23 protein-coding genes are annotated in these 20,914 nt (G+C 73.4%); 10 read left to right on the top strand and 13 right to left on the bottom strand.

Features of this window, described 5'->3' with window-relative positions:
- Positions 1 to 22: 22 nt before the first annotated feature.
- Entirely contained in the window at positions 23 to 394 is a 372-nt protein-coding gene (locus tag ACFP3V_RS06565; protein ID WP_380580718.1) for a hypothetical protein, read from the bottom strand.
- Between the two features lie 141 nt (positions 395 to 535).
- On the opposite strand from ACFP3V_RS06565, the gene ACFP3V_RS06560 reads away from it, so the two are divergent.
- From ACFP3V_RS06560 to ACFP3V_RS06540, 5 genes are all read left to right on the top strand, one after another.
- A complete protein-coding gene (locus ACFP3V_RS06560) occupies positions 536 to 976 on the top strand; it encodes an Lrp/AsnC family transcriptional regulator (protein WP_380580716.1) in 441 nt (146 codons plus the stop codon).
- 32 nt (positions 977 to 1,008) lie between these two features.
- Entirely contained in the window at positions 1,009 to 2,655 is a 1,647-nt protein-coding gene (locus ACFP3V_RS06555) for an amidohydrolase (protein ID WP_380580714.1), read from the top strand.
- A gap of 569 nt (positions 2,656 to 3,224) precedes the next feature.
- Positions 3,225 to 4,841, top strand: coding sequence for an apolipoprotein N-acyltransferase (gene lnt / locus ACFP3V_RS06550; RefSeq protein ID WP_380580712.1), 1,617 nt, complete (start codon positions 3,225 to 3,227; stop codon positions 4,839 to 4,841).
- A complete protein-coding gene (locus tag ACFP3V_RS06545) occupies positions 4,838 to 5,596 on the top strand; it encodes a polyprenol monophosphomannose synthase (protein ID WP_380580710.1) in 759 nt (252 codons plus the stop codon). The genes lnt and ACFP3V_RS06545 overlap by 4 nt, the downstream gene beginning before the upstream one ends.
- Positions 5,597 to 5,674: 78 nt before the next feature.
- Positions 5,675 to 6,133, top strand: coding sequence for an FxsA family protein (locus ACFP3V_RS06540; protein ID WP_380580708.1), 459 nt, complete (start codon positions 5,675 to 5,677; stop codon positions 6,131 to 6,133).
- A gap of 27 nt (positions 6,134 to 6,160) precedes the next feature.
- Here the strand turns inward: ACFP3V_RS06540 and ACFP3V_RS06535 are convergent, their stop codons facing one another.
- The 4 genes from ACFP3V_RS06535 to ACFP3V_RS06520 all read right to left on the bottom strand — a co-directional run bounded on the left by ACFP3V_RS06535 (position 6,161) and on the right by ACFP3V_RS06520 (position 9,633).
- Positions 6,161 to 6,802 carry a DUF1707 SHOCT-like domain-containing protein gene (locus tag ACFP3V_RS06535; protein ID WP_380580706.1) on the bottom strand — a complete coding sequence of 214 codons (642 nt, stop codon included), beginning with the start codon at positions 6,800 to 6,802 and terminating at the stop codon, positions 6,161 to 6,163.
- 180 nt (positions 6,803 to 6,982) lie between these two features.
- Positions 6,983 to 7,360: an RNA polymerase-binding protein RbpA gene (locus ACFP3V_RS06530; RefSeq protein ID WP_380580704.1), complete on the bottom strand. Its 378-nt coding sequence runs from the start codon at positions 7,358 to 7,360 to the stop codon at positions 6,983 to 6,985.
- 227 nt (positions 7,361 to 7,587) lie between these two features.
- Positions 7,588 to 8,916 carry an MFS transporter gene (locus ACFP3V_RS06525; protein WP_380580702.1) on the bottom strand — a complete coding sequence of 443 codons (1,329 nt, stop codon included), beginning with the start codon at positions 8,914 to 8,916 and terminating at the stop codon, positions 7,588 to 7,590.
- Positions 8,917 to 9,633, bottom strand: coding sequence for a glycerophosphodiester phosphodiesterase family protein (locus tag ACFP3V_RS06520; RefSeq protein WP_380580700.1), 717 nt, complete (start codon positions 9,631 to 9,633; stop codon positions 8,917 to 8,919).
- Between the two features lie 306 nt (positions 9,634 to 9,939).
- Between ACFP3V_RS06520 and ACFP3V_RS06515 the strand changes: the two genes are divergently transcribed.
- The gene (locus ACFP3V_RS06515) at positions 9,940 to 10,149 is read left to right on the top strand and encodes a hypothetical protein (protein ID WP_380580698.1); all 210 of its coding nucleotides are present in this window, start codon (positions 9,940 to 9,942) and stop codon (positions 10,147 to 10,149) included.
- Positions 10,150 to 10,576: 427 nt separating this feature from the next.
- On the opposite strand, the gene ACFP3V_RS06510 is transcribed toward ACFP3V_RS06515, so the two are convergent.
- The 5 genes from ACFP3V_RS06510 to ACFP3V_RS06490 form a co-directional block, all read right to left on the bottom strand.
- The gene (locus tag ACFP3V_RS06510) at positions 10,577 to 11,239 is read right to left on the bottom strand and encodes a response regulator (protein WP_380580696.1); all 663 of its coding nucleotides are present in this window, start codon (positions 11,237 to 11,239) and stop codon (positions 10,577 to 10,579) included.
- Entirely contained in the window at positions 11,236 to 12,633 is a 1,398-nt protein-coding gene (locus ACFP3V_RS06505; protein ID WP_380580694.1) for a sensor histidine kinase, read from the bottom strand. The genes ACFP3V_RS06510 and ACFP3V_RS06505 overlap by 4 nt, the downstream gene beginning before the upstream one ends.
- A gap of 29 nt (positions 12,634 to 12,662) precedes the next feature.
- Positions 12,663 to 13,502: an ABC transporter permease gene (locus ACFP3V_RS06500; RefSeq protein ID WP_380580692.1), complete on the bottom strand. Its 840-nt coding sequence runs from the start codon at positions 13,500 to 13,502 to the stop codon at positions 12,663 to 12,665.
- Positions 13,499 to 14,452 carry an ABC transporter ATP-binding protein gene (locus tag ACFP3V_RS06495; protein WP_380580690.1) on the bottom strand — a complete coding sequence of 318 codons (954 nt, stop codon included), beginning with the start codon at positions 14,450 to 14,452 and terminating at the stop codon, positions 13,499 to 13,501. Before ACFP3V_RS06495 ends, ACFP3V_RS06500 begins: the two co-directional genes overlap by 4 nt.
- 136 nt (positions 14,453 to 14,588) lie before the next feature.
- Entirely contained in the window at positions 14,589 to 16,031 is a 1,443-nt protein-coding gene (locus tag ACFP3V_RS06490; RefSeq protein WP_380580757.1) for an amino acid permease, read from the bottom strand.
- Positions 16,032 to 16,296: 265 nt separating this feature from the next.
- On the opposite strand from ACFP3V_RS06490, the gene ACFP3V_RS06485 reads away from it, so the two are divergent.
- Entirely contained in the window at positions 16,297 to 16,506 is a 210-nt protein-coding gene (locus ACFP3V_RS06485; RefSeq protein ID WP_380580688.1) for a hypothetical protein, read from the top strand.
- Here ACFP3V_RS06485 and ACFP3V_RS06480 read toward each other — a convergent pair.
- The 3 genes from ACFP3V_RS06480 to ACFP3V_RS06470 all read right to left on the bottom strand — a co-directional run bounded on the left by ACFP3V_RS06480 (position 16,499) and on the right by ACFP3V_RS06470 (position 18,733).
- Entirely contained in the window at positions 16,499 to 16,768 is a 270-nt protein-coding gene (locus ACFP3V_RS06480) for a DUF3761 domain-containing protein (RefSeq protein WP_380580686.1), read from the bottom strand. The genes ACFP3V_RS06485 and ACFP3V_RS06480 overlap by 8 nt on opposite strands.
- Positions 16,769 to 16,947: 179 nt before the next feature.
- Positions 16,948 to 18,522: a hypothetical protein gene (locus ACFP3V_RS06475; protein WP_380580684.1), complete on the bottom strand. Its 1,575-nt coding sequence runs from the start codon at positions 18,520 to 18,522 to the stop codon at positions 16,948 to 16,950.
- A 16-nt stretch (positions 18,523 to 18,538) separates the two neighbouring features.
- A complete protein-coding gene (locus ACFP3V_RS06470; RefSeq protein WP_380580682.1) occupies positions 18,539 to 18,733 on the bottom strand; it encodes a hypothetical protein in 195 nt (64 codons plus the stop codon).
- Positions 18,734 to 18,990: 257 nt separating this feature from the next.
- On the opposite strand from ACFP3V_RS06470, the gene ACFP3V_RS06465 reads away from it, so the two are divergent.
- The 3 genes from ACFP3V_RS06465 to ACFP3V_RS06455 all read left to right on the top strand — a co-directional run bounded on the left by ACFP3V_RS06465 (position 18,991) and on the right by ACFP3V_RS06455 (position 20,827).
- Entirely contained in the window at positions 18,991 to 19,404 is a 414-nt protein-coding gene (locus ACFP3V_RS06465; protein WP_380580680.1) for an ankyrin repeat domain-containing protein, read from the top strand.
- A gap of 49 nt (positions 19,405 to 19,453) precedes the next feature.
- The gene (locus ACFP3V_RS06460; RefSeq protein WP_465270093.1) at positions 19,454 to 19,951 is read left to right on the top strand and encodes a GNAT family N-acetyltransferase; all 498 of its coding nucleotides are present in this window, start codon (positions 19,454 to 19,456) and stop codon (positions 19,949 to 19,951) included.
- 291 nt (positions 19,952 to 20,242) lie between these two features.
- On the top strand, positions 20,243 to 20,827 hold the full coding sequence (locus tag ACFP3V_RS06455) for a DoxX family protein (protein WP_380580678.1): 585 nt from the start codon (positions 20,243 to 20,245) through the stop codon (positions 20,825 to 20,827).
- Positions 20,828 to 20,914 lie beyond the last annotated feature (87 nt).

Genomic DNA, 20,914 nt, shown 5'->3' with positions numbered 1-20,914 from the left:
GCGCCCCTGGAGGCTGCGCCCCCTACGGGAGGTGCAGCTTGCGGTGGGCGTGGGAGAAGGGCTGGGTGCGCCAGTCGAGTTCCGGAGGGAGCGTCAGGAAGTCGGCGAGCGTGGGCTCGGGGCCGAACCCGCCGTCCTCGCCCAGGGGCTCCGCCTCCGCGGCCGGAAGGCCGCTGCCCTCGCACTGCGCGGAAGCGAACGGCTGCCAGGGCGCACGGGAGGCGACATGGCGCGGAAGCAGCGCCTCGTCCCCCACCAGGGCGATCGGCTGGGCGCACTCGGGGCAGCGCACCCGCGTGATCTCCCACGCCTCGGGCTCGCCCGGATCCGCGCCCAGCGGCCTATCTGACGGCTCGTCCGATCCCGCGGACGGCTCCGCATCCATGATGGTCATGCCAAGGCCCCCTCTTGGGTCCCCCGAAGAAGATTCGCTCGCGCCGACGACCGGGCGCGGCCATGGCGAACATTGCCCAGCGCGCGAAGCGGTCAATCCTGTGGCCTTGGTCACACCCAACTGTCCGCTAGATTCAGCAGCGTGGAAGAACTCGACCGGCAGATCGTGCAGCTCCTCGTCGCCGACGGGCGGATGAGCTACACCGACCTCGGCAAGGCCACCGGCCTGTCCACGTCGGCCGTGCACCAGCGGGTGCGCCGACTGGAGCAGCGCGGCGTCATCCGCGGCTACGCCGCGATCGTCGACCCCGAGGCGGTCAACCTGCCGCTGACGGCGTTCATCTCCGTCAAACCCTTCGACCCCAGCGCCCCCGACGACACGCCCGAACGGCTCACCGGGATCGAGGAGATCGAGGCCTGCCACAGCGTCGCCGGGGACGAGAACTACATCCTCAAGGTCCGCGTCGGCAGCCCCGGTGACCTGGAGGACCTGCTCGCCCGGATCCGCGCCGCGGCGGGGGTGTCCACCCGCACCACCGTCGTGCTCAGCACGCCCTACGAGGCGCGTCCGCCCCGGTTGTAGCCGGGGACCGGCCCGGGGGCAGACTTGGGCGCATGACCGTGAACGACGCCCTCCCCGCCCCCGACCAGCCCGCGCCGCGCAGCGTCCTGCTGCGCGGCGGCACCGTCTACAGCCCCGCCGACCCCTTCGCGACGGCGCTGCTGGTGCAGGACGGCACGGTCGCCTGGGTCGGCGAGGAGGGCGCCGCCGAAAGTTACGCGCGCGACGCGGAGCTGGTCGTCGACCTCGGCGGCGCGCTGGTCACCCCCGCGTTCGTCGACGCCCACGTGCACGCCACCGCCACCGGACTCGCCCTGACCGGGCTGGACCTGACGGGCTGTCCGACCCTCGCCGAGGCGCTGCGCCGGATCGCCGCCTTCGTCCGGGACCAGCCGGAGGGCGGAGTCGTGCTCGGACACGGCTGGGACGAGACGCTGTGGCCCGAGCACCGCGCCCCCGGCCTGGCCGAGCTGGACGAGGCGGCGGGCGGGGCGGCGGTCTACCTGTCACGCACGGACGTCCACTCGGCGCTGGCGTCCAGCGCGCTGCGCGCCCTGGCGGGGCCGGAGCTGGCCGGGGAGCCCGGCTACCACCCGGACGGCCCGCTCGCGCGCTCCGCGCACCACCTCGTGCGCCGCGCGGCGCTGACCGCGATCACGCCCGCGCAGCGCGAGGCCGCGCAGCGGGCGACGCTGCGGCGCGCGGCCGAGCTGGGCATCGGCGCGCTGCACGAGTGCGCCGGCCCGGACATCTCGTCGGAGGCCGACCTGAGCGCCCTGCTGACGCTCGCTCAGGAGCCCGGCAGCCCACAGGTCTTCGGCTACTGGGGCGAGCTGGGCGGGGTCGACACCGCCCGGCGCCTGGGCGCGGTCGGCGCGGGCGGCGACCTCTTCATCGACGGCGCGCTCGGCTCGCACACCGCCTGCCTCCACGCCCCCTACACGGACGGCGACGGCCGGCACGCCACGGGCGCCGCGTACCTGACGGAGCAGCAGATCGCGGAGCATGTCGCCGCCTGTACGGAGGCCGGGGTCCAGGCGGGCTTCCACGCCATCGGGGACGCGGCGCTGGACGCGCTGGTGCGCGGCGTGCGCACGGTGGCGGACAAGCTCGGCGTCGAGCGGGTGCGCGCCCTGCGGCACCGCGTCGAGCACGCGGAGCTGCTGACGCCCGAGCTGATCGCGGCCTTCGCGGAGCTGGGCCTGACCGCCAGCGTGCAGCCCGCCTTCGACGCGGCGTGGGGCGGCGAGGACGGCATGTACGTCGAGCGGCTCGGTGCGGAGCGCGCGGCGAGGATGAACCCCTTCGCGGCGCTGCAGCGGGCGGGCGTCCCGATGGCCTTCGGCTCGGACGCGCCGGTGACACCGCTCGATCCGTGGGGGACGGTCCGCGCGGCGGCCTTCCACCGCACGCCCGAGCACCGGATCTCCGTGCGGGGCGCGTTCACCGCGCACACGCGCGGCGGGTGGCGCGCGGTCGGCCGCGACGACGCGGGGACGCTGGTGCCCGGTGCCCCGGCGAGCTACGCGGTGTGGTCGGCGGGCGAGCTGGTGGTCCAGGCGCCGGACCAGAGGGTGGCCAACTGGTCCACGGATCCGCGCAGCGGCGTCCCGGGCCTGCCCGACCTGACCCCGGGCGGTCAGCTGCCCCGCTGCCTCGCCACGGTCGTCCACGGCCGCACGGCCCACCTGGCCCCGTAAGGGGCCCTTTGGGGGCGCGGGGAACCAGCCCACCACTCCGGGAGGTTCGTCCCCCTGTGCGGGTCGGACCTCCGTGGGTGGGGGGTTGCTCGCGCAGTTCCCCGCGCCGCTGACCGGGCCTCCGGCCCCTGACGGGAGCCGCGGCGGGCACCGGGGCGGGTGCAGCTAAGTGAGTGGCGGTGGCGGGGCCGGGAGGTCCGCCGCGGGGCGGCTGAGCAGGGGAAACGGGGGGTTTCGGCAGGTCGGACGGGAGTTGACAGGCGGCGGTCGGGGGCGAGTAGGTTCGTCGGCGTCGTCCACACCTCCACGCCGTACCCGGACACCGGCTGGGCCGCCGCCAGACCCAGGCCATGCGATCCGGAAAGCGCGGCCGGTGCGACCCCGGGTCCGGCCCGGGCGCTCAGTAGACAACGGCCTTCGGTCGAGCCGCAGCCAGCGACTCGCGGGTCGGACCGAAGGGCGTCCGGACCGAACCCCTGGCGGACACTCCGGGTGGACGCATGCCGACCTGCGGTTTTCTCACCGGCCCCAGGGTCCACACTGGGCGGGTGGCGCGGTACCTTCTTCGCGTGGCCTTGACCTTGGATCCCGTGCATCCGCCGGAGGCGGTGCCCCGCACGTGGCGTGAGCGGGTGCGGCGCGGGCTTCCCCGGGCCGGGCTCGCAGCCCTGTGCGGGGTACTGCTCGCGCTCTCGTTCCCGCCCTACGGCATCTGGCCGCTCTCGGTCGTCGCCGTGGCCGGGATCAGCCTGCTCACCTACCGCCGGACGGTCCGTCAGGCCGCCTGGAGCGGGCTGCTGTTCGGGCTGACGTTCATGCTCTGGCTGCTCTACTGGATCGGCGTGATCGGCAAGGACGCCTGGCTGATCCTCTCCGTCGTCGAGGCGCTCTATCTGGTGCTGATGGCCGCCGGGCTGGCGCTGGTCAGCAGGATGCGCTGGTGGCCGCTGTGGTCGGCGCTGGTGTGGATCACGCAGGAGTGGGTGCGCGACCGGGTGCCGCTCGGCGGCTTCCCGTGGGGGCGACTGGCCTTCGCGAACACCTCCTCCCCGTACACCCCGCTGGCCGCGCTCGGCGGTGCGCCGCTGGTGAGCTTCGCCGTCGCGCTCAGCGGAACGCTGCTCGCCGCCGCCGTGCTGACGTACCGTCAGCGGATCACGGCGGGCGTGCTCGTCGTCGCCGCCGTGGTCGTGGGCCTGCTCGGCTACGCCGTCCCGCTGCCGACGGCCGGGCAGACGGTCAGCGGGCCGGCCGCGGCCCGCATCGCCGTCATCCAGGGCAACGTCCCGCACGCCGGGATGGACTTCCTCGGCCGCCCGATGCAGGTGCTGCAGAACCACGTCAACGAGACGCTGAAGCTGGCCGCGGAGGTGAAGGCGGGTCAGGTGCCCAAGCCGGACCTGGTGATCTGGCCGGAGAACTCCTCCGACGTCAACCCCTACATCACCCCCGAGGCCTACGCGGCGATCACCACCGCCGTGCAGACCATCGGGGTGCCGGTCCTGGTCGGCGCGCTCGTGGACGGGCCGGACAACCAGCACGTGCTCAACGAGGGGATCGTCTGGGACCCCGTCAGCGGCCCCGGCGCGCACTACACCAAGCAGCATCCGGTGCCCTTCGGCGAGTACGTGCCGTTCCGCTCGATCCTGATGAAGTACATCACCCGGCTGCAGCGGGTGGCCCGTGACTTCTATCCGGGGCGGACCACCGGCATCCTCGACGTCGGCCCCGCCCGGATCGGCGACGTCATCTGCTTCGAGGTCGCCTACGACGGCATCGTCCACGACTCCGTGGCCAAGGGCGGCCGGGTGCTGGTGGTGCAGACGAACAACGCCACCTACGAGCACACCGACCAGCCGGACCAGCAGTTCGCGATGTCCCGGCTGCGCGCGATCGAGCACGGCCGGTCCGTGGTGATCGCCGCCACCAGCGGCATCAGCGCGGTGATCGCGCCCGACGGGAGCGTGGTGCACCGCACCAAGTTGGCGACCGCGGCCGCGTTCGAGGAGACTGTGCCGCTGCGGGACAGCCTGACTCCGGCCGACCGCGTCGGCGCCTGGCCCGAGTGGGTTCTCGCGCTGGCCGGGCTCGGCTCGGTCGCCGCTGCCCTGGCCGCGGGACGGCAGCGTCGCCGCCGGGGCCTGCCGACCAAAGACGAGAAGACGAGCACGGGGGACAGCGCATGAGCGAGAACACGACCGCCGAGGGCTTTGCCGACCTGGGCAAGATCCTGGTGATCATCCCGACCTACAACGAGATCGACAACATCGAGCGGATCACCAGCCGGGTGCGCGCCGCCGTCCCCGAGGCGCACATCCTGGTCGCCGACGACAACAGCCCCGACGGCACCGGCCGCCGCGCCGACGAGCTCGCCGCAGCGGACCCGCACCTGCAGGTGATGCACCGCAAGGGCAAGGAGGGCCTCGGCGCCGCCTACCTGGCCGGCTTCCACTGGGGCATCGACAACGGCTACGACGTGCTGGTCGAGATGGACGCCGACGGCAGCCACCAGCCCGAGGAGCTGCCCCGGCTGCTCCAGGGGCTGCGCAGCGGCGCCGACCTGGTGCTCGGCTCCCGCTGGATCACCGGCGGAAAGGTCGTCAACTGGCCCAAGAGCCGGGAGTTCCTCTCGCGCGGCGGCAGCCTCTACTCGCGCACCATGCTCCGGGTCCCGATCCGCGACGTCACCGGCGGCTACCGGGCCTTCCGCAAGGAGACCCTGCTCGGGCTCGGCATGGACCAGGTCGCCTCGCAGGGGTACTGCTTCCAGGTGGACCTGGCCTGGCGCGCCGTCAAGGCCGGGTACACCGTGGTCGAGGTCCCGATCACCTTCGTGGAGCGGGAGTTCGGGGCGAGCAAGATGAGCCGGGCGATCGTCGGCGAGGCCCTGATGCGGGTCACCTCGTGGGGCGTCGCGGACCGGCTCGGCCGGCGGCACTGATCCGGGAACAGCCCCGAGGCGCGGCTCGTTGGCCCAGGTGAGAGCTTCTTCCGCCGCCTGAGAGGGATGACCCGCACCGTGAGCCGAGTCCGACGTTTCGCACCGCTGGCCGTGGCGGCGTGGGTGATCCTGGAGCTGTGGCTGCTGGTCACCGTCGCGGGCGCGATCGGGTGGCTGTGGGTGCTCGCCTACCTGATCATCTCCGCGGCGGCGGGCGCCGGGCTGGTCAAGCGCTCCGGGCTGCGGGCGCTGCGCGGGGAGCCCCGGCAGGTCGTCGGGGTCGTCGGCGGCCTGCTGCTGATCGTCCCGGGGTTCCTGACCGAGGTGGCGGCCCTGGCCTGCCTGTTCCCGCCCACGGCGAAGGCGCTGCAGCGCCTCGCGGTCCGGCGCGGACCGCTCGCGGACGCGGTGCGGCTGCAGGACCGGATCCGGATGCGGATGCCCGACGGCAAGGTCGTGCAGGGCGAGGTCGTCCGCGAGGACGTGCCGCCGCGCGATCCCGAAGACCCGTACGGCTACGGTCGTCTGACGAAGTGAGAGCGACCCGCGGGGCGGCGCCCGGCGTCAGCGGCGCGCCGCCCGGCCCAGCAGCCGCCCGCCGAGTGACCGTCCGCGGCGGCGCACCACGACGCGGCCGTAGCTCTTGTTGCCGGCCAGCTCGACGCGGAGCAGGACGGGCTCGCCGGCGGCCGGAACGTGCCGGACCTTGATCTTGCTGAAGGCCAGGTTCAGGGCGTCGGTGTCGACCACGATGCCCGGCCGGGTGATCAGGGTGAGGGTCTTGCCCTGCATCTCCATGTCGATCCGCAGGGTGTCGTGGGTGATCACCGCCTGGGTGAAGTCCAGCGTCACCTCGCAGAACTCCGTGACCAGCTCCAGTTGCCGGGGCACCACCCAGCGCCCGACCCGCTCGACGGGACTGTACTTCTGGTCGATCCGCAGGACGTCCCTGACCTCGGCGACGGCTCCGCCGCCGAAGGCCGACACGGGCGGCAGGTCTGAGGTGAGCTCCGCCAGCTCGCCCAGTGTGCGCGCGGCCAGAGCGGCGTCGAGGCGCTCGTCCAGCTCCTCGGCGGTCAGCCGGCCGTCGCCCGCCGCGACACGCAGCACCTCGACGACGCGGTCCCGGTCCGCGTGCGAGGCCCGCAGTGCCGGCGGCGGCACGCGGCCGGGGTCGGTCCCGAGGGGCGAGAGGTCTCCCGGCATGTTCCTGTCCTGACTGCTCGGCGGTTCGGGAGACTAACGCTATATCGCGATACACGGCCCCGCCAAGCCCCCGCACCAGCCCAAGCCCCCGCACCGGGCCAAGCCCGCGCACCGGGACGGCGATGGGCCCGGCCCCCGTCCGGGGGCCGGGCCCATCGCCGTCGCTGGTCGGCTCGGCCGTCAGGCCGACTTGCGCGCGGCGTCGCGCGGATGCACCGCGATGTTCATCCCTCCGGAGCGGAGCACGGCCAGGCGCTCCTCGAGGACCTCCTCCAGCTCCTCACGGGTCCGCCGCTCCATCAGCATGTCCCAATGCGTACGCGCCGGCTTGATCTTCTTCTCCTCCGGCCCGTCGCCGTCGATCAGCAGGGCCTCGCTACCGCAGAACCGGCACTCCCACACAGTGGGGATCTCCGCCTCCACGGAGAACGGCACCTCGAAGCGGTGTCCGTTCTGGCATGCGTACTCGACGGTCTGGCGCGGTGCCAGATCGATACCGCGGTCGGTCTCGTAGCTGGTCGCCCCGAGTCGCGTGCCGCGGAGAGCTCGCTCACTCATGAATCGTGCCTCCCGGGCTTTTGGCCCACAGGACTGTCGTCGCCTGTCTTCGTCAATTCCTGCAACGTGCGGCAACCGTCGAAGATTCCCGCAGTGGGCGTACGACTTCCGGTGTGCCGCCCCTGTTGTACCCATCGGCGTCCGATTTGTCACATCTGGAGCGAGATATCACCCTCGGTTGTCCGCTTGTTCCATGGTGTGACAGTCGTTACAGCGTCAGAGCGGCTTCAGATGGTCTCCGGGACCTTGTTCCCCACCGCGGTGATCGCACGCGCGACCGGGACCCGCAGCAGCAGGGCGAAGCCGATCACGAAGAAGACCAGCAGCGAGACGATGGCGGCCCGGTAACTGCCCGTCAGCTGGTAGGCCAGGCCGAAGACGAGCGGGCCCATCCAGCTCGTGCCGCGGTCGCTGATCTTGTAGAGCGAGAAGTACTCGGCCTCCCGGCCCGGCGGGACCAGGTGGGAGAAGAGCGAACGCGAGAGCGCCTGGCTGCCGCCGAGGACCAGCCCGATCAGCGCGGCCAGGGTGAAGAACCAGGCCACCTGGTGCGCCGGCATCACGTAGCCCAGCGCCAGGATCGCGACCCAGGCGACCAGCGAGCCGAGCACGGTGCGCTTGGCGCCGAACCGGGCCGCGAGCCGGCCGAGCAGCAGCGCGCCGCCGATGGCGACCACCTGGACCAGCAGCACCGCCCCGATCAGCGCGGTCCGGCCCATGCCCAGCTCCTCGCTGCCGAAGAGGGACGCCTGGGAGACGACGGTCTGGATGCCGTCGTTGTAGCAGAGGAAGGCGGCCAGGAAGAGCAGCGTCAGCGGGTAGCGGCGCAGGTTGCGCAGGGTGGCCCCGTCGTCGATGCGCTCGCCCGCCGGACGGGCGGGCAGCCGCCGCACCGGGAACACGGTGAACGCGGCCCACCAGGCCCCGGCGGAGGCCAGGCACAGCTCCACGGCCCTGTCGGAGGAGAGGCCGAGGGCGCTGTGGCCGAGGAAGAGCCCGAGGTTGAGGATCAGCAGCAGCCCGCCCCCCGCGTAGCCGTAGGCCCAGCCCTTGGAGGAGACCGCGTCCCGGTCGTCCGGGGAGGCGAGGGTGGGCAGGTAGGAGTTGGCGAGCGCGGCGCTGACGGCGTAGCAGATGTTGGCCGCCAGCAGCAGGGCCCCGCCGAGCAGGTAGCGGTGGCCGCCGAGGAAGAACATGCCGAGGGTGGCCCCCGCGCCGACGAAGGAGAAGCCGCCGAGCAGCGCCCGGTGCCGTCCGCTGCGGTCGGCCAGCGCGCCCGCGGTGAGCATCATCGGCACCGAGAGCAGGACCGAGGCGGAGACCGTGTAGGGGAAGAAGGACCCCGCCGCGACCGGGATGCCCAGCGGATGGACGTTCCCGTGCGCGTCCGCCGCCCGCTTGGCCACGTCGGTCAGGTACGGCCCGAGGAAGACCGTGAGCACGGTGGCCGAGAAGGCCGCGTTCGCCCAGTCGTTCATGTACCAGCCGAGGCGGGCGCGCCGGAGCGCCGCCGGTCCGGCGGTGGCGGCGTCGGCCGGCAGGGAGGTGGTGGTCATCTACGTCCAGGCTCCGCGTTCGAGGAGGACGTCGCGCAGGACGTCGGTGCGATCGGTCATGATGCCATCCACGCCCAGATCCAGCAGCTGGTTCATCCGAGCGCGCTCGTTGACCGTCCACACGTGCAGCTGGATGCCGCGGGCCCGGGCGCTGCGCAGCAGGGCCGCGTCCGCGAAGGGCACCTGGGCGCAGACGGCCTGACGGGGCGTCGGCAGCCCGAGGCGCAGGGCCAGCACGCCGGTGGGGCCGAGGGAGGTGGCCAGCCGTGGACCGGCCAGGCGGCGGACGGCCCGCAGCCGGGCGTCGGAGAAGGAGCCGACGCAGACGCGGTCCCAGGCGTCCAGCCGCCGGATCGTCTCGACCAGCGGGCGGATCGCGGGGGCCGCCTTGACGTCGATGTTGAAGCGGGCCTCCGGGAAGGCGTCGAGCAGGTCCTCCAGGAGTGGGATCGGCTCCTTGCCGCCGAGGCGGGCGCGGCTGACGGTGCGCCAGGGCAGCTCCGCCACCGCGCCGTGGCCGTCGGTGACGCGGTCCAGGCGGGCGTCGTGGAAGGCGAGCAGGTAGCCGTCGGCGGTGGCGTGGACGTCGGTCTCGAGGTAGCGGTAGCCCAGCGCGACGGCGTGGGCGAAGGCCGGCAGGGAGTTCTCGGGCCCCCCGAGCGCGCCGCCGCGGTGGGCGAAGGCGAGCGGCCCCGGGTTCTGCAGGTACGGGTGCACGGCGAGTAAGTATGCCCTGGTCGGCCCCGGTTGTGGGCGGTGCGGCGTCAGGGCCGGTCCGGCGGACCTTCCGGATCAGCCCGCGCCGTTCGGTGCGGCCGGCTCTGCGGCGGCGGAGCGCCCTCGTGCTGGGCGTATTTGGGCGTTTCGTCAGGCAGGGGGCCGTGCCGAACGGCGCCTCCGGCCCGAAGGGCGGGGAGTGGCGGGCCGGAGAGGATCCACCGGACCGGCTCGGAGGGGCGTCCGCGCCGGTGGACAGCGGGGAGGCGGAGTGCGGGCGATCTGCCGCAGGGGCAGGCTGAGAGCATGAGCAGCACCCTGGTCGTCGTGCACCCAGTGATCGTGGTCGTGGGCCGGCCCTACCGCCAGGTCGACATCAACGGCCATCCGGCCGGCGTGGCCGAGCGGCCCTCGGACGTGCTGCGGCTGTGCCGCGAGCACGGCTACGAGGAGGTGGACCTGGACGATCCGGCCCAGGTGACGTGGCAGGGCGGCGACAGCGACACCTGGTCCTGAGCACTGGCCTGCGGCTCTGCGGCCTCCGTGCCCTCCGGCCGGGCCCGCCTCCTCCCCTCCGGGAGGCGGACCGCGGCCGCGGCGCCGGGTGCGGTGCACCGGCGTTGCGGAGTGCGAGGCTCCACCTTCTCAGCGCTGTGAAGGAAATGTGCGCCCGTTATCGGACTGTGATGAACAGTCAGTGGCCCGCGCCGACTGGCGTCCCGTCACAGCACGGCCTCCGGGCTGACGTTGAGCGGGTCGTGCGTCGCCCAGGTGCCGCCCCTGGCGTGTCCGAGGACCCAGGCTTTACAGGCCCGGTTGCGCGCTGGCGCTCGACGCGTGGCGCCCGACCCGACCGGACCGCCGATCTCCGGGCGCAGCAACGACCGTACGGGGCGGCCGGGTTGGCGGCCAGCGAATTTCGCCCGAGGCGGCGGGTCCGGCGTCACGCCGGACGGGCGAGGCCGGAATCGTAGGCGATGATGACCGCGTGCACCCGGTCGCGGGCGCCGATCTTGGCCAGGACCCGGCTGACGTGCGTCTTCACCGTCGACTCCGACAGCACCAGCCGGGCGGCGATCTCACTGTTCGTCAGGCCCTGCGCCACCGCCTCCAGGACCTCGCGCTCCCGCTGCGACAACTGCGCGATCCGGGGATCCGCCTCGGGCCGGCGCGGGGCGGCCGCGCCGTGGCCGGTGAAGGTGTCGAGGAGGCGGCGGGTCATCGCGGGCGCGACGACGGCGTCTCCCGCGGCCACCGCCCGGATGCCGGCCAGGAGTTCGTCGGGGCGTGCGTCCTTGAGCAGGAAGCCGCTGGCCCCGGCGCGGAGCGCGCCGTAGGCGTACTCGTCGCTGTCGAAGGTGGTCAGCACCAGCACCCGGGAGCGGTCGCCGGCGGCGACGATGCGGCGGGTGGCCTCGATGCCGTCCATGCCGGGCATGCGGATGTCCATCAGCACGACGTCGGGCCGCAGTTCGGAGGTCAGCCGGACGGCTTCCGCGCCGTGGCCGGCCTCGCCGACGACGGACGTCTCGGGGCTGCTGTCGAGCAGCATCCGGAAGCCCATCCGCTGGAGCGGCTGGTCGTCCACGATCAGCACGGTGGTCACCGGGCACTGCCTTCCCTGGTCGCTTCCCTCGTGGTGAGTCCGCCCCGGCTCGTGACCGGAGGCTCGGCGCCGGGCTCCGGTGCGTCCGGCAGCGGCAGGGCCGCGACGACGGACCAGCCGCCGCCCGGGCGCGGTCCCGCGGCCACGGTCCCGCCCGCCAGGGCCGCGCGCTCCCGCAGCCCGTACAGGCCCTGCCCGGAACTGGAGCCGGGGCCGGGATCGGAGCCGGGATCGGAGGCCGACCCCCGGGCGTCGCCGCCGCTGTCGTCGACGCGCACCCGTACCTCGCCGGACCGGGCGTCGGCCGCGACCGTGACGTGGACATCCGTGTCCGGGCCGGCGTGCTTGAGGCTGTTGGTGAGCGCCTCCTGCACGATCCGGTAGACGGCCAGCTGGAGGCCGGGCGGCAGCGCGGAGGTGTGCCCGGAGGCGGTGTAGGTGACGGTCGGCCCCGCCGCGCGCAGGCGCTCGCACAGCGCACCCAGGTCGGCCGTGCCGGGCTGCGGGTGCAGCTCCGCGCCGCCCTCGCGCGCAACGGGCGTCGTGCCCGGGCCGTCCGCGACCTCCGCCCGCAGCGCGCCCAGCGTGCGGCGCAGCTCGCCGAGCGACTCGCGGCCGGCCTCGGCGATGATCCGCAGCACCGCTGGCCCGCGGTCGGGCCGCAGCTCCGCCTGGGCCGCGCCGCCGTCGGCGAGGCCGATGATGACCGCCAGGCTGTGGCCGACGATGTCGTGCAGCTCGCGCGAGACCCGCGCCCGCTCGGCCGTCGCGGCGAGGCGTTCGCGCTGCTCCCGCTCGACCTCCAGGGTGGCGGCACGGGCGGCGAGCGCGGCCAGCAGCGCCTGGCGGATCCGGGCCGCGAGCCCGAGCGCGGCCGCCGCGGTCGCCGCGCACGCGACGAAGAACAGGCCCGTCCACGGGCGGCGGGCGAGCGGTTCCACCCGCCAGGCCAGGACCGCGATGCACGGCAGGACCGCCGCCGCCACCCAGGACAGCCGCCGCGGCGGTGCGTACCGGGCGACCCCGTAGAGGGCGATCATCAGGCTGATGTCGCTGTGGAGCGCGACGCCCAGCGCCCACTGCACCGCGCAGACGCCGAGCACCGCCCAGAAGACCGTCAGCGGCGCCCGCCGCCGCCAGCGCAGCGGCACCGCCTGCGCGGCGGCGGTCAGCGCGGTCACCCACAGCGGTACGGAGTTCAGGCCGAACAGCGTGTGGTGCTCGTCGCCGAAGAGGTCCTTGAGCCCGATGAGCAGCACGAACAGGGCGACGAAGGAATCCAGCACCCGCGGGTGGGCCCGGTCCGCCGCGCGCACGCGGAGCCAGCCGCGGGCGGCGGGGTGTTGGGCCAGATGGTCCCAGAGGGGGTCGGCGCCGTGCGTGGTGCTGCTCATCGGGGGAAACTGCCTGCTTGCCGGTCGGTTCAGCTGTCGGAACGCAGCAAACGGTACGCCGCGGCCGCAAGGGCGACGACCACCCAGGCCACCGAGACGGCCAGACCCGCGCCCGCGCTCAGCGCGTTCGGGCTCGGGTGCAGCGCGAAGATCGACGCCCCCGCGCCCTCCGAGCCCGGCAGGTAAGGAGCGACGTCGACCTTCCACGAGCTGGGCAGCATGTCCAGCGTGATCGGCAGCAGCATCAGCAGGCCGATCAGCGAGGCGATGCCGCCTGCCACCGAGCGGACCAGCATGCCGAGCGCCGCGCCGAGCACGGCCGCCAGTGCGAGGTAGAGGCCCGCGCCGAACAGGCAGCGCACCACGCCGGCGTCACCGAGCGTCAGGGCGATCTTCTTGCCGCTGAGGAAGCCCTCGCCGCCGAGGAAGGCGGCGAAGGAGCCGACCGTGGCGACGACGAAGACGACGACGAAGTAGATCAGCGTCTTCGACCAGAGCACCGGCAGGCGCTTGGGCACGGCCGCGAGCGTGGACCTGATCAGGCCCGTGGTGTACTCGCCCGCCGTGGCCAGCACGCCGAGCACGCCGAGCGCCAGCTGCGCGAGCGGGACGCCGTGCAGGGCGATGTCGACGGCGTCCCGGGAGTCGGCCGCCGGGCCGCGCAGGTCGGCCGGGTTGTAGCGGTAGGCCACCATCACGCCGACGAAGACCAGGAAGAACAGGGCCACCGCCAGGGTGATCCAACTGGAGCGCAGCGAAAGGAACTTGGACCACTCGCTGCGCACCACGCGGGCGAAGGTCACCCGGTACGCGGGCCTCTCGGCGGGAGCGGAGGCGCTCTCGGACGTCGCGGTCAGCGTCGCGCTCATGCCGCCACGCTCCCTTCCGGCGCGGCGCCCTGTGCCGCGCCTCCGGCGTTGCTGCGGTACTCGACGGTGTCGCCGGTGAGCGACATGAACGCCTCCTCCAGGGAGACGGCCTGCGGGGTCAGCTCGAAGACGGCGATGCCGTGGTCGGCGGCCGCCTGGCCGATCTGACGGGCGGTCAGGCCGGACACGGTCAGCGTCTCGGACCCGGCCTCGCCGGTCACGGTCACGTCCGGGCCGAGCAGCGCCTCGCGCAGCCGCGCGGCGTCGCCGGTGACGACCTTGACGCTGTCGCCGCCCGCCCGCTCGATGAAGTCCGCGACCGTGGTGTCGGCCATCAGCCGGCCGCGGCCGATGATGACCAGGTTGGTGGCGGTCAGCGCCATCTCGCTCATCAGGTGCGAGGACACGAACACGGTGCGGCCCTCGGCGGCCAGGCCGGTGAGCAGCGTGCGGATCCACAGCACGCCCTCCGGGTCGAGACCGTTGACCGGCTCGTCCAGCATGATCGTCTGCGGGTCGCCCAGCAGCGCGGCGGCGATGCCGAGGCGCTGGCCCATGCCGAGCGAGAACGCTCCGGCGCGCTTGCGGGCCACCTTGCCCAGACCGGTCAGCTCGATCACCTCGTCCACCCGGCGGCGCGGGATGCCGTGGGTCAGCGCGAGCGCGAGCAGGTGGTTGTAGGCGGAGCGCCCGGGGTGGATGGAGCGGGCCTCCAGCAGCGCGCCGACCTCCTGCAGCGGGGCGGCGTGCTGGGCGTAGCGCTTGCCGTTGACGGTCACGCTGCCGCTGGTGGGCGCGTCCAGACCGAGGATCATGCGCATGGTGGTGGACTTGCCGGCGCCGTTGGGGCCGAGGAAGCCGGTCACCACGCCGGGCTTGACGGTGAAGTGCAGGTCGTCGACGGCGGTCTTGTCGCCGTACCGCTTGACCAGATGCTGGATTTCGATCACGAGCAGCAGGCTAGGGGCGGCCGCGACGCGGGCACCGGCACCCGGGGACCGTCCGCGACCGGTGGGTGGTACCGCGGTACCACCCACCGTCAGCCGCGAGACGGACGCCCGGCGCCGGGCCCGGGCCGCCCGGGCCTCAGACGGCGCCCAAATCCTGTTCCACCGCGGCCAGTTCCTCAGCCGTGCCCTGCACCTTGGGGCCGGTGAACCAGTGGCGGGCGGACAGCAGCCACCAGCCCCCGGCGAAGCCGAGGACGACCAGGACCGCGACCGGGGCGTAGTTGAAGCTGGTCGCCGTCACCGGGCTGGTGGTCGGCAGCATGAACAGGACGGTGATGACGACCACCCAGGCCACCGCCACCACGCCCACCGGGCGGCTCCAGCGGCCCAGCCGCCAGGGTCCGGGCTGGAACCGGTCGCCCAGCCGCAGCCGCAGGAAGGTCGGGATGACGTAGGCGATGTAGAGGCCGATCACCGAGATCGAGGTGACGGCCGTGTAGGCGGTGTAGTTCCACAGGTACGGCAGGCCGAGCAGGAAGGCTCCGGCCGCGGCCAGCCAGACGCCGTTGGTGGGCGTGCGGGTGCGCTTGTTGATGCGGTGCCACAGCGCCGAGCCCGGCAGTGCGCCGTCGCGCGAGAAGGCGTAGATCATGCGGGAGTTGGCGGTGACCGAGCTCATCCCGCAGAACAGCTGGGCGCCGATCGCGACGAGCAGCAGCAGCTTGCCTCCGGTGGCCCCGACGGCGTCGATGAAGATCTGCGCCGGCGGGACGCCCGTCGGGCTCGTCATCTCGGCCTGGTAGTGCTGGATGGCGAAGGTGATGCCGATCAGCAGCACCCAACCCGCGAGCAGGGACACCAGGATGGACATGACGATGCCGCGCGGCCCGGAGCGCGCGGCGTCCCGGGTCTCCTCGGTCATGTGCGCGGAGGCGTCGTAGCCGGTGAAGGTGTACTGGGCCAGCAGCAGCCCCAGCGCGGCGACGTAGAGCGAACTGCCCCAGCCGGTGCTGTTGGCGAAGTGCCCGAAGACGAACGACGCCGACTGGTGCTTGGACGGCACCACCGCCAGCACCACGACGATGGCCAGTACGCCGAGGATGTGCCACCAGACGCTGACGTTGTTGAGCACGGCGACCAGGCGGACGCCGAAGGTGTTCAGCGCCCCGTGCAGGGCCAGGATCAGGCCCAGCAGCAGCACCGTGTGGCCGGGCGTGGCCGAGTACCAGCCCTGCAGGTCCAGGAAGGCGTTGAGGAACGACGCCGCGCCGAAGTCGATGCCGGCGGTGACGGCGATCTGGCCCAGGAAGTTGAACCATCCGGCGAACCACGAGTACGCGGGCCCGTGGCTGGGAGCGAGCTTGGCCGCCCAGTAGTAGAGGCCGCCCGCGGTGGGGTAGCTGGAGCACACCTCGGCCATGGCCAGGCCCACGAAGAGGGTCATCAGGCCGACCAGCGGCCAGCCCCACACGATGAGCACGGGGCCGCCGGTGGACATGCCGTAGCCGTAGAGGGTCAGGCAGCCGGAGAGGATCGAGATGATGGTGAAGGAGACCGCGAAGTTGGAGAATCCGGACATGGTCCGGGCCAACTCCTGTGCATAGCCGAGCTGGTGCAGCCGCTCCTCGTCGGTCGGGGGCGCGGCGTTGGGGGAAGTTCCGGACACGGCGCCTCCTGAGCGCTCAATGGTACGGAGTCAGTCCATTGGCGCCCTAGTAAGCACCCTGCGCTGACGCACCGTCAAGACCCCGGCCCCGGTGACGCTCCGGAGCGCCCGCGGTGCGACGCCCGTTCGTCGCCGTGGCGACGCGGCACGGCAACCCGGTTCCGGCAGCGTGGACGCCATGGCGACTGTGGTGACGGTGACCGGCGCCTCCCGCGAGGAGGTCGAAAGGCTGGCGGTCGGACTGCGGGAACAGTTGGGGCTCCGCCCGCTCGGCTCCGGCCGCCCCTTCGAGCAGCCGGGCCGAGGCGGGACGTGGATGCTGCGACTGGCCGTGCCGGAGGCCGACGAGCCGCGCTACGCCGCCCCGGTGGGGCGGGTCGTCACTTGAACCAGTAGCGCACGCCGTGGTGGTGCGAGCAGGTGCCCGAGGAGTGGCGGCTGTAGGAGAGGGAGTTGTCCCGGCACAGCGCCGTCTCGTAGCGGTTGGCGGGGCGCTTGTGGTGGGTCCAGCCGCAGAGTCCGGTGGTGTGGCGGACGCAGTGGTGGGCGGTGTTGGTCGCGGGCAGGGCGGTGCTCGCGGAGGCCGTGCCGGCGGGGGCGAGGGCCAGGGTGCCGGCCGCGAGGGCGGTGGCTATCAGACGGCGGAGCAAGGTTCCTCCTCGTTCGGACAGTTGAACGGGAGGAAGCTACCGGGGCACCCGGTGTCCAGGGGGAGGATCGGCGGATTCGGTGAGGGATTCGTGATGCCGCGTCAGCCTGGACGTGACGTGGCCGGGGCCCGCAGGCGCTGCGCCCGCGGGCCCCGGCCCATCCGGTGGGAGGTCAACGGTCAGGGGACGACCGGGAGTTCGATCTCGCCCGTGCGCTCCACGTCGGTCTCCTCCGGGATCACCGGCTTGTCGAGGTCGAGCGGGATCTCGGTGCGGGTGTCGGAGTGGGGGAGCAGCGCCACCACCGCGTCGCGCTGGTCCGGAGCGGTCTCGTCGTCCAGCGGGTCCGGCGTGGCCGGGACCTGGAGCCGGACCGGGGCCGCGTTCATACCGAGCCGGGCGTAGCCGCGGCCGGGCGGGGTGTGCGTGGACGGCGTGATGTCCAGTGCGGCGCCCAGGACTTCGGGGGCCAGCATCGGGTCCAGCGGGCCCAGGGCGACGCGGGCGCGGCAGGCGCCCTTGACGCTCGGGCGGATGCGCGGCAGCGCGTCCAGGTGGTCCGCGACGACGACCGTGACGTGGGCGGTCCGGCCGTGCCGCAGCGGCACCTCCAGCAGGTCCTGCGGATCGGGACGCCCCTCCGCGGCGGCGAGTTCGCTCAGCTCGCTGGGGTTGTCCAGCAGCAGCCACAGCGGGCGGACGGCGTCCGCGGGGGGCGCGATGCCGGTCCGCTTGGCCACGTTGTGGGCGTCCAGCCGGCGCTGGGTCTCGTTGGCGGCCCACTCCAGCGCGGCCAGCGCGCCGTGCAGGCTGGTCTCCACCGTGTGCACGCCGGGACGGCCGACCAGGCAGGCGTGCTCGCCGGTGCCCGCGCCGTCGATGACGACGACGTCGCCGTGGAGCAGCGCCTGCAGCGCCAGCGAGCGCAGCAGGGTGGACGTGCCGTGGCCCTGGGTGCCGAAGGCCAGCAGGTGCGGCTCGGTCGAGCGCGGGCCGGTCCGCCACAGCACCGGGGGCTGGTGGCTGCTGCCGTCGGCCGTGCGCACCGGGATCATCCGGTTGGTGCTCGTGGTGTCGGTGAAGCCGAGGACCGCCTCGCCCTGCGCGGTGACGAAGCGCTGGGCGGTGATGTCCGAGCGCAGCGGTGGGAGCGCGGCGACCTGGAGCTGGTTGGTCTCGGTGTCCCAGGTGAAGCGGTACTCCCGGGTGCGGCCCACCTTGCCGTGGATGACCTGCTCGATCCGGGCCCGGGACTCCGGCTCGGTGTCGGTGAAGTAGGCCGGGTAGCGGATGTCGAGGCCGGTGAGCCGGCCGTCCTCGTCGAACTCCCAGTTGGAGAACGCGTCCTTGTAGTCGCCGCCGTGCCGGTAGAGCGGCTCGGGGTCGGACTCGTGGACCAGATAGGGCGTCAGGGCCGTGTAGACGGAGGCGAGTTTGATGCCGCTGGTGTCCGGGGCCGGGGGCGCGGCCGGGGCGCGGTCGCGGCCGACCCAGGCGGCGCTGCCCATCAGGGCGAGCAGCGCCAGCAGCGGGCCGTAGGGGAGCAGTGCCACTCCGGCCCCGATGGCGACGACGAGGAACAGGCCCTGGCCGCGCTTCTCCTTCGGGGTGCTGCTCCACCAGTTCTTCGCCCAGCGGGCGTGGGACCGGAGCCCGCGCCCGATGGTGATCAGGGGACTGAACATGTCGGCGGCGTGGTCGCCGGCGGTGCGGGCCAGGTCGCGGCCGCGCGCGAGGTGCTCGGTGAAGGTCATCTCGGTCGGCTCCGGCTCAGAACTTGATGCCGCCGAGCAGGCTGGCCAGGCTCGCGCCGCCCGCCTTGATGCTCGGCGCGATCGCCGTTCCGGCGAGGTAGAAGCCGAACAGGGTGCAGACGATCGCGTGCGAGATCTTCAGTCCGTCCTTGCGGAAGAAGAGGAAGGCGATCACGCCGAGCAGGACGACTCCGGAGATGGAGAGGATCACGATGAGCTCCTCGGTCGGGGACAGTGAGAGTAGCTGTACGCAGCTATATCGTCACAAGTAGTAATAGTTCAGGAATAGCACCGGACGGGTGGATCTGCCCGGCGGCCGCAGTGGGGACGGCCTCCTGCTGGCGATGCTTGCCCCGGCTCCCGCCCGCACAGCGCAGACGCGCGGCCGGTTCCCTCGGATGGCTGACCCCCGGATGGGGCAGACTGGGCCGGCTGAGTGATCACCCCAGAACGGAAGGCTGCGTGCGAATGAGTGAGCAGACGCCCCCGCCCGGCGGAGCCGACGACGCGGAGGTCCTGGCCCTGGCCGCCAAGCTGTTCGACCTGGCCCGGGACGGGGACGCGGCCGGTCTGGCCGCCTACGTCGACGCCGGGGCCCCCGCCGACCTGGCCAACGAGCGCGGCGACACGCTGCTGATGCTGGCCGCCTACCACGGCCACGCCGATGCCGTCCGCGCGCTGATCGAGCGCGGGGCCGACCCGAACCGGGCCAACGACCACGGTCAGACACCCCTCGCGGGCGCGGTCTTCAAGGGCGTGACCGAGGTCGTCGACGCCCTGCTGGCCGGCGGCGCCGATCCGGCGGCGGGAGCGCCGTCCGCCCTGGAGGCCGCCCGCATGTTCGGCCGCGCGGAACTGCTGGCCCGCTTCGGCGCGGCATGAGCCGGGAGCGCTCCCGGAGCTGTCGGGGGGCCTGGTTACCATCGGGGGCGTGGAGATCCGAGTCACGGGCTACGCCCACCCCGACGCCCAGCTGCTGATAGCCGAGGTCCAGCAGGAGTACGTCCGCCGCTACGGCGACGGCGACGCGACCCCTGTGGACGCGGCCGAGTTCGAGCCGCCCCAGGGTCTCTTCGCCGTCGCCTACGACGAGTCCGGCCTGCCCCTGGCCACCGGAGCCTGGCGCGCCCGCGAGGGCGGAGAGCCCGGACTGGCGGACGGGGACGCGGAGTTGAAGCGCATGTACACCCGCCCCGAGGCGCGCGGGCGCGGCCTGGCCCGGGCGATGCTGCGCTTCCTGGAGCAGAGCGCCCGCGAGGCGGGCCGCCGGCGCATGGTGCTGGAGACGGGCACCAAGCAGCCGGAGGCCATCGCGCTCTACCGCTCCGAGGGCTACGCGGACACGGTCAAGTTCGGCATCTACCGCTGCGAGCCCGAGTCGGTCTGCCTGGCCAAGCCCCTCGTCGAGGCGGCCGTTCCGGTCAGCTAGTGCCGAGTCCGGACAGGTCCACCGGGCTGCGGTGTCCGGCACGGCATCCCGCTGCGTTGTCGGGCGCGCCCAGGCGCATCCAGTAGGAGGGCGACCCTCCGCCTTGCGACCTTCCCCCAGCCTTCGGCCGGGGGTGCCGGCCCCCCACCTCCGGACACCGCAGCCCGGCGAACCTGTCCGGACACGGCACCGGCGGGTCAGCCTCCAGACGCACTCGCAGTGCGGCGGGTGGCCGCGCGGACCAGACTGGGCGGCGAGTGACATGCCCCGATCTGTAGCGAGGTGTCTGCCATGTCCGCACTCTGCCGCGACGCGCACGCGTCCCGACGCAAGGACTTCGGCCTGCTGGTGCTGAGGCTGGGAACGGGCGGCGTGCTCTTCGCGCACGGCGCGCAGAAGCTCTTCGGCTGGTTCGGCGGCGGTGGCCTGGAGGGCACGGAGCAGGCCATGAAGGCCATGGGCTTCGAGCCCGCGCGCCAGAGCGCCCTCGCCGCGGGCCTGGGCGAGGCGGGCGGCGGGGCGCTGCTCGCGCTCGGTCTCGCCACCCCCGCCGCGGGCGCGGCGGGTGCCGGCGCGATGGCGGGAGCCGTGGCGGTCCACGCCCCGGCCGGCTTCTTCGTCATGAAGGGCGGCTACGAGTACCCGGCGTTCCTGGGCTTCGTCGCGGCGGGGCTGGGCCTCAGCGGCCCGGGTCGCTACTCCCTCGACCACCTGACCCGCCACCGCCTGGACCGCTTCAGCACCGTGGTGCTGGCGTTCTCCGCCGCGGCGATCGCGGTGGCGGCGGTGGTGAGCAGCCGCAAGCAGACCCTGACGGACCGTCAGGAAGCCGAAATCATCGCCAAGGAAGAGGAAGGCCTCTCCGGCATGGCATAACGCCCCTGCGGGCCGGAGGCCCCGCGAGGGGCGCGGGAAACTGCGCGAGCAAACCACCACCCGGGGAGGTCCGGCCCGCACATGGGG

The organism is Streptacidiphilus monticola (assembly GCF_042658505.1).
Taxonomy (GTDB): domain Bacteria; phylum Actinomycetota; class Actinomycetes; order Streptomycetales; family Streptomycetaceae; genus Streptacidiphilus; species Streptacidiphilus monticola.
Note: the sequence above shows the minus strand (reverse complement) of the source record. Positions and strands in the feature narration are given on the sequence as shown.

Coding starts and splice junctions, on each gene's coding strand:
- ACFP3V_RS06530 (WP_380580704.1), bottom strand. CDS start 7,360: ATGAGTGAGCGAGCTCTCCGCGGCACGCGACTCGGGGCGACCAGCTAC.
- ACFP3V_RS06555 (WP_380580714.1), top strand. CDS start 1,009: ATGACCGTGAACGACGCCCTCCCCGCCCCCGACCAGCCCGCGCCGCGC.
- ACFP3V_RS06535 (WP_380580706.1), bottom strand. CDS start 6,802: ATGCCGGGAGACCTCTCGCCCCTCGGGACCGACCCCGGCCGCGTGCCG.
- ACFP3V_RS06490 (WP_380580757.1), bottom strand. CDS start 16,031: ATGTCCGGATTCTCCAACTTCGCGGTCTCCTTCACCATCATCTCGATC.
- ACFP3V_RS06475 (WP_380580684.1), bottom strand. CDS start 18,522: ATGACCTTCACCGAGCACCTCGCGCGCGGCCGCGACCTGGCCCGCACC.
- ACFP3V_RS06500 (WP_380580692.1), bottom strand. CDS start 13,502: ATGAGCGCGACGCTGACCGCGACGTCCGAGAGCGCCTCCGCTCCCGCC.
- ACFP3V_RS06505 (WP_380580694.1), bottom strand. CDS start 12,633: ATGAGCAGCACCACGCACGGCGCCGACCCCCTCTGGGACCATCTGGCC.
- ACFP3V_RS06565 (WP_380580718.1), bottom strand. CDS start 394: ATGACCATCATGGATGCGGAGCCGTCCGCGGGATCGGACGAGCCGTCA.
- ACFP3V_RS06525 (WP_380580702.1), bottom strand. CDS start 8,916: ATGACCACCACCTCCCTGCCGGCCGACGCCGCCACCGCCGGACCGGCG.
- ACFP3V_RS06465 (WP_380580680.1), top strand. CDS start 18,991: ATGAGTGAGCAGACGCCCCCGCCCGGCGGAGCCGACGACGCGGAGGTC.
- ACFP3V_RS06515 (WP_380580698.1), top strand. CDS start 9,940: ATGAGCAGCACCCTGGTCGTCGTGCACCCAGTGATCGTGGTCGTGGGC.
- ACFP3V_RS06455 (WP_380580678.1), top strand. CDS start 20,243: ATGTCCGCACTCTGCCGCGACGCGCACGCGTCCCGACGCAAGGACTTC.
- ACFP3V_RS06545 (WP_380580710.1), top strand. CDS start 4,838: ATGAGCGAGAACACGACCGCCGAGGGCTTTGCCGACCTGGGCAAGATC.
- ACFP3V_RS06485 (WP_380580688.1), top strand. CDS start 16,297: ATGGCGACTGTGGTGACGGTGACCGGCGCCTCCCGCGAGGAGGTCGAA.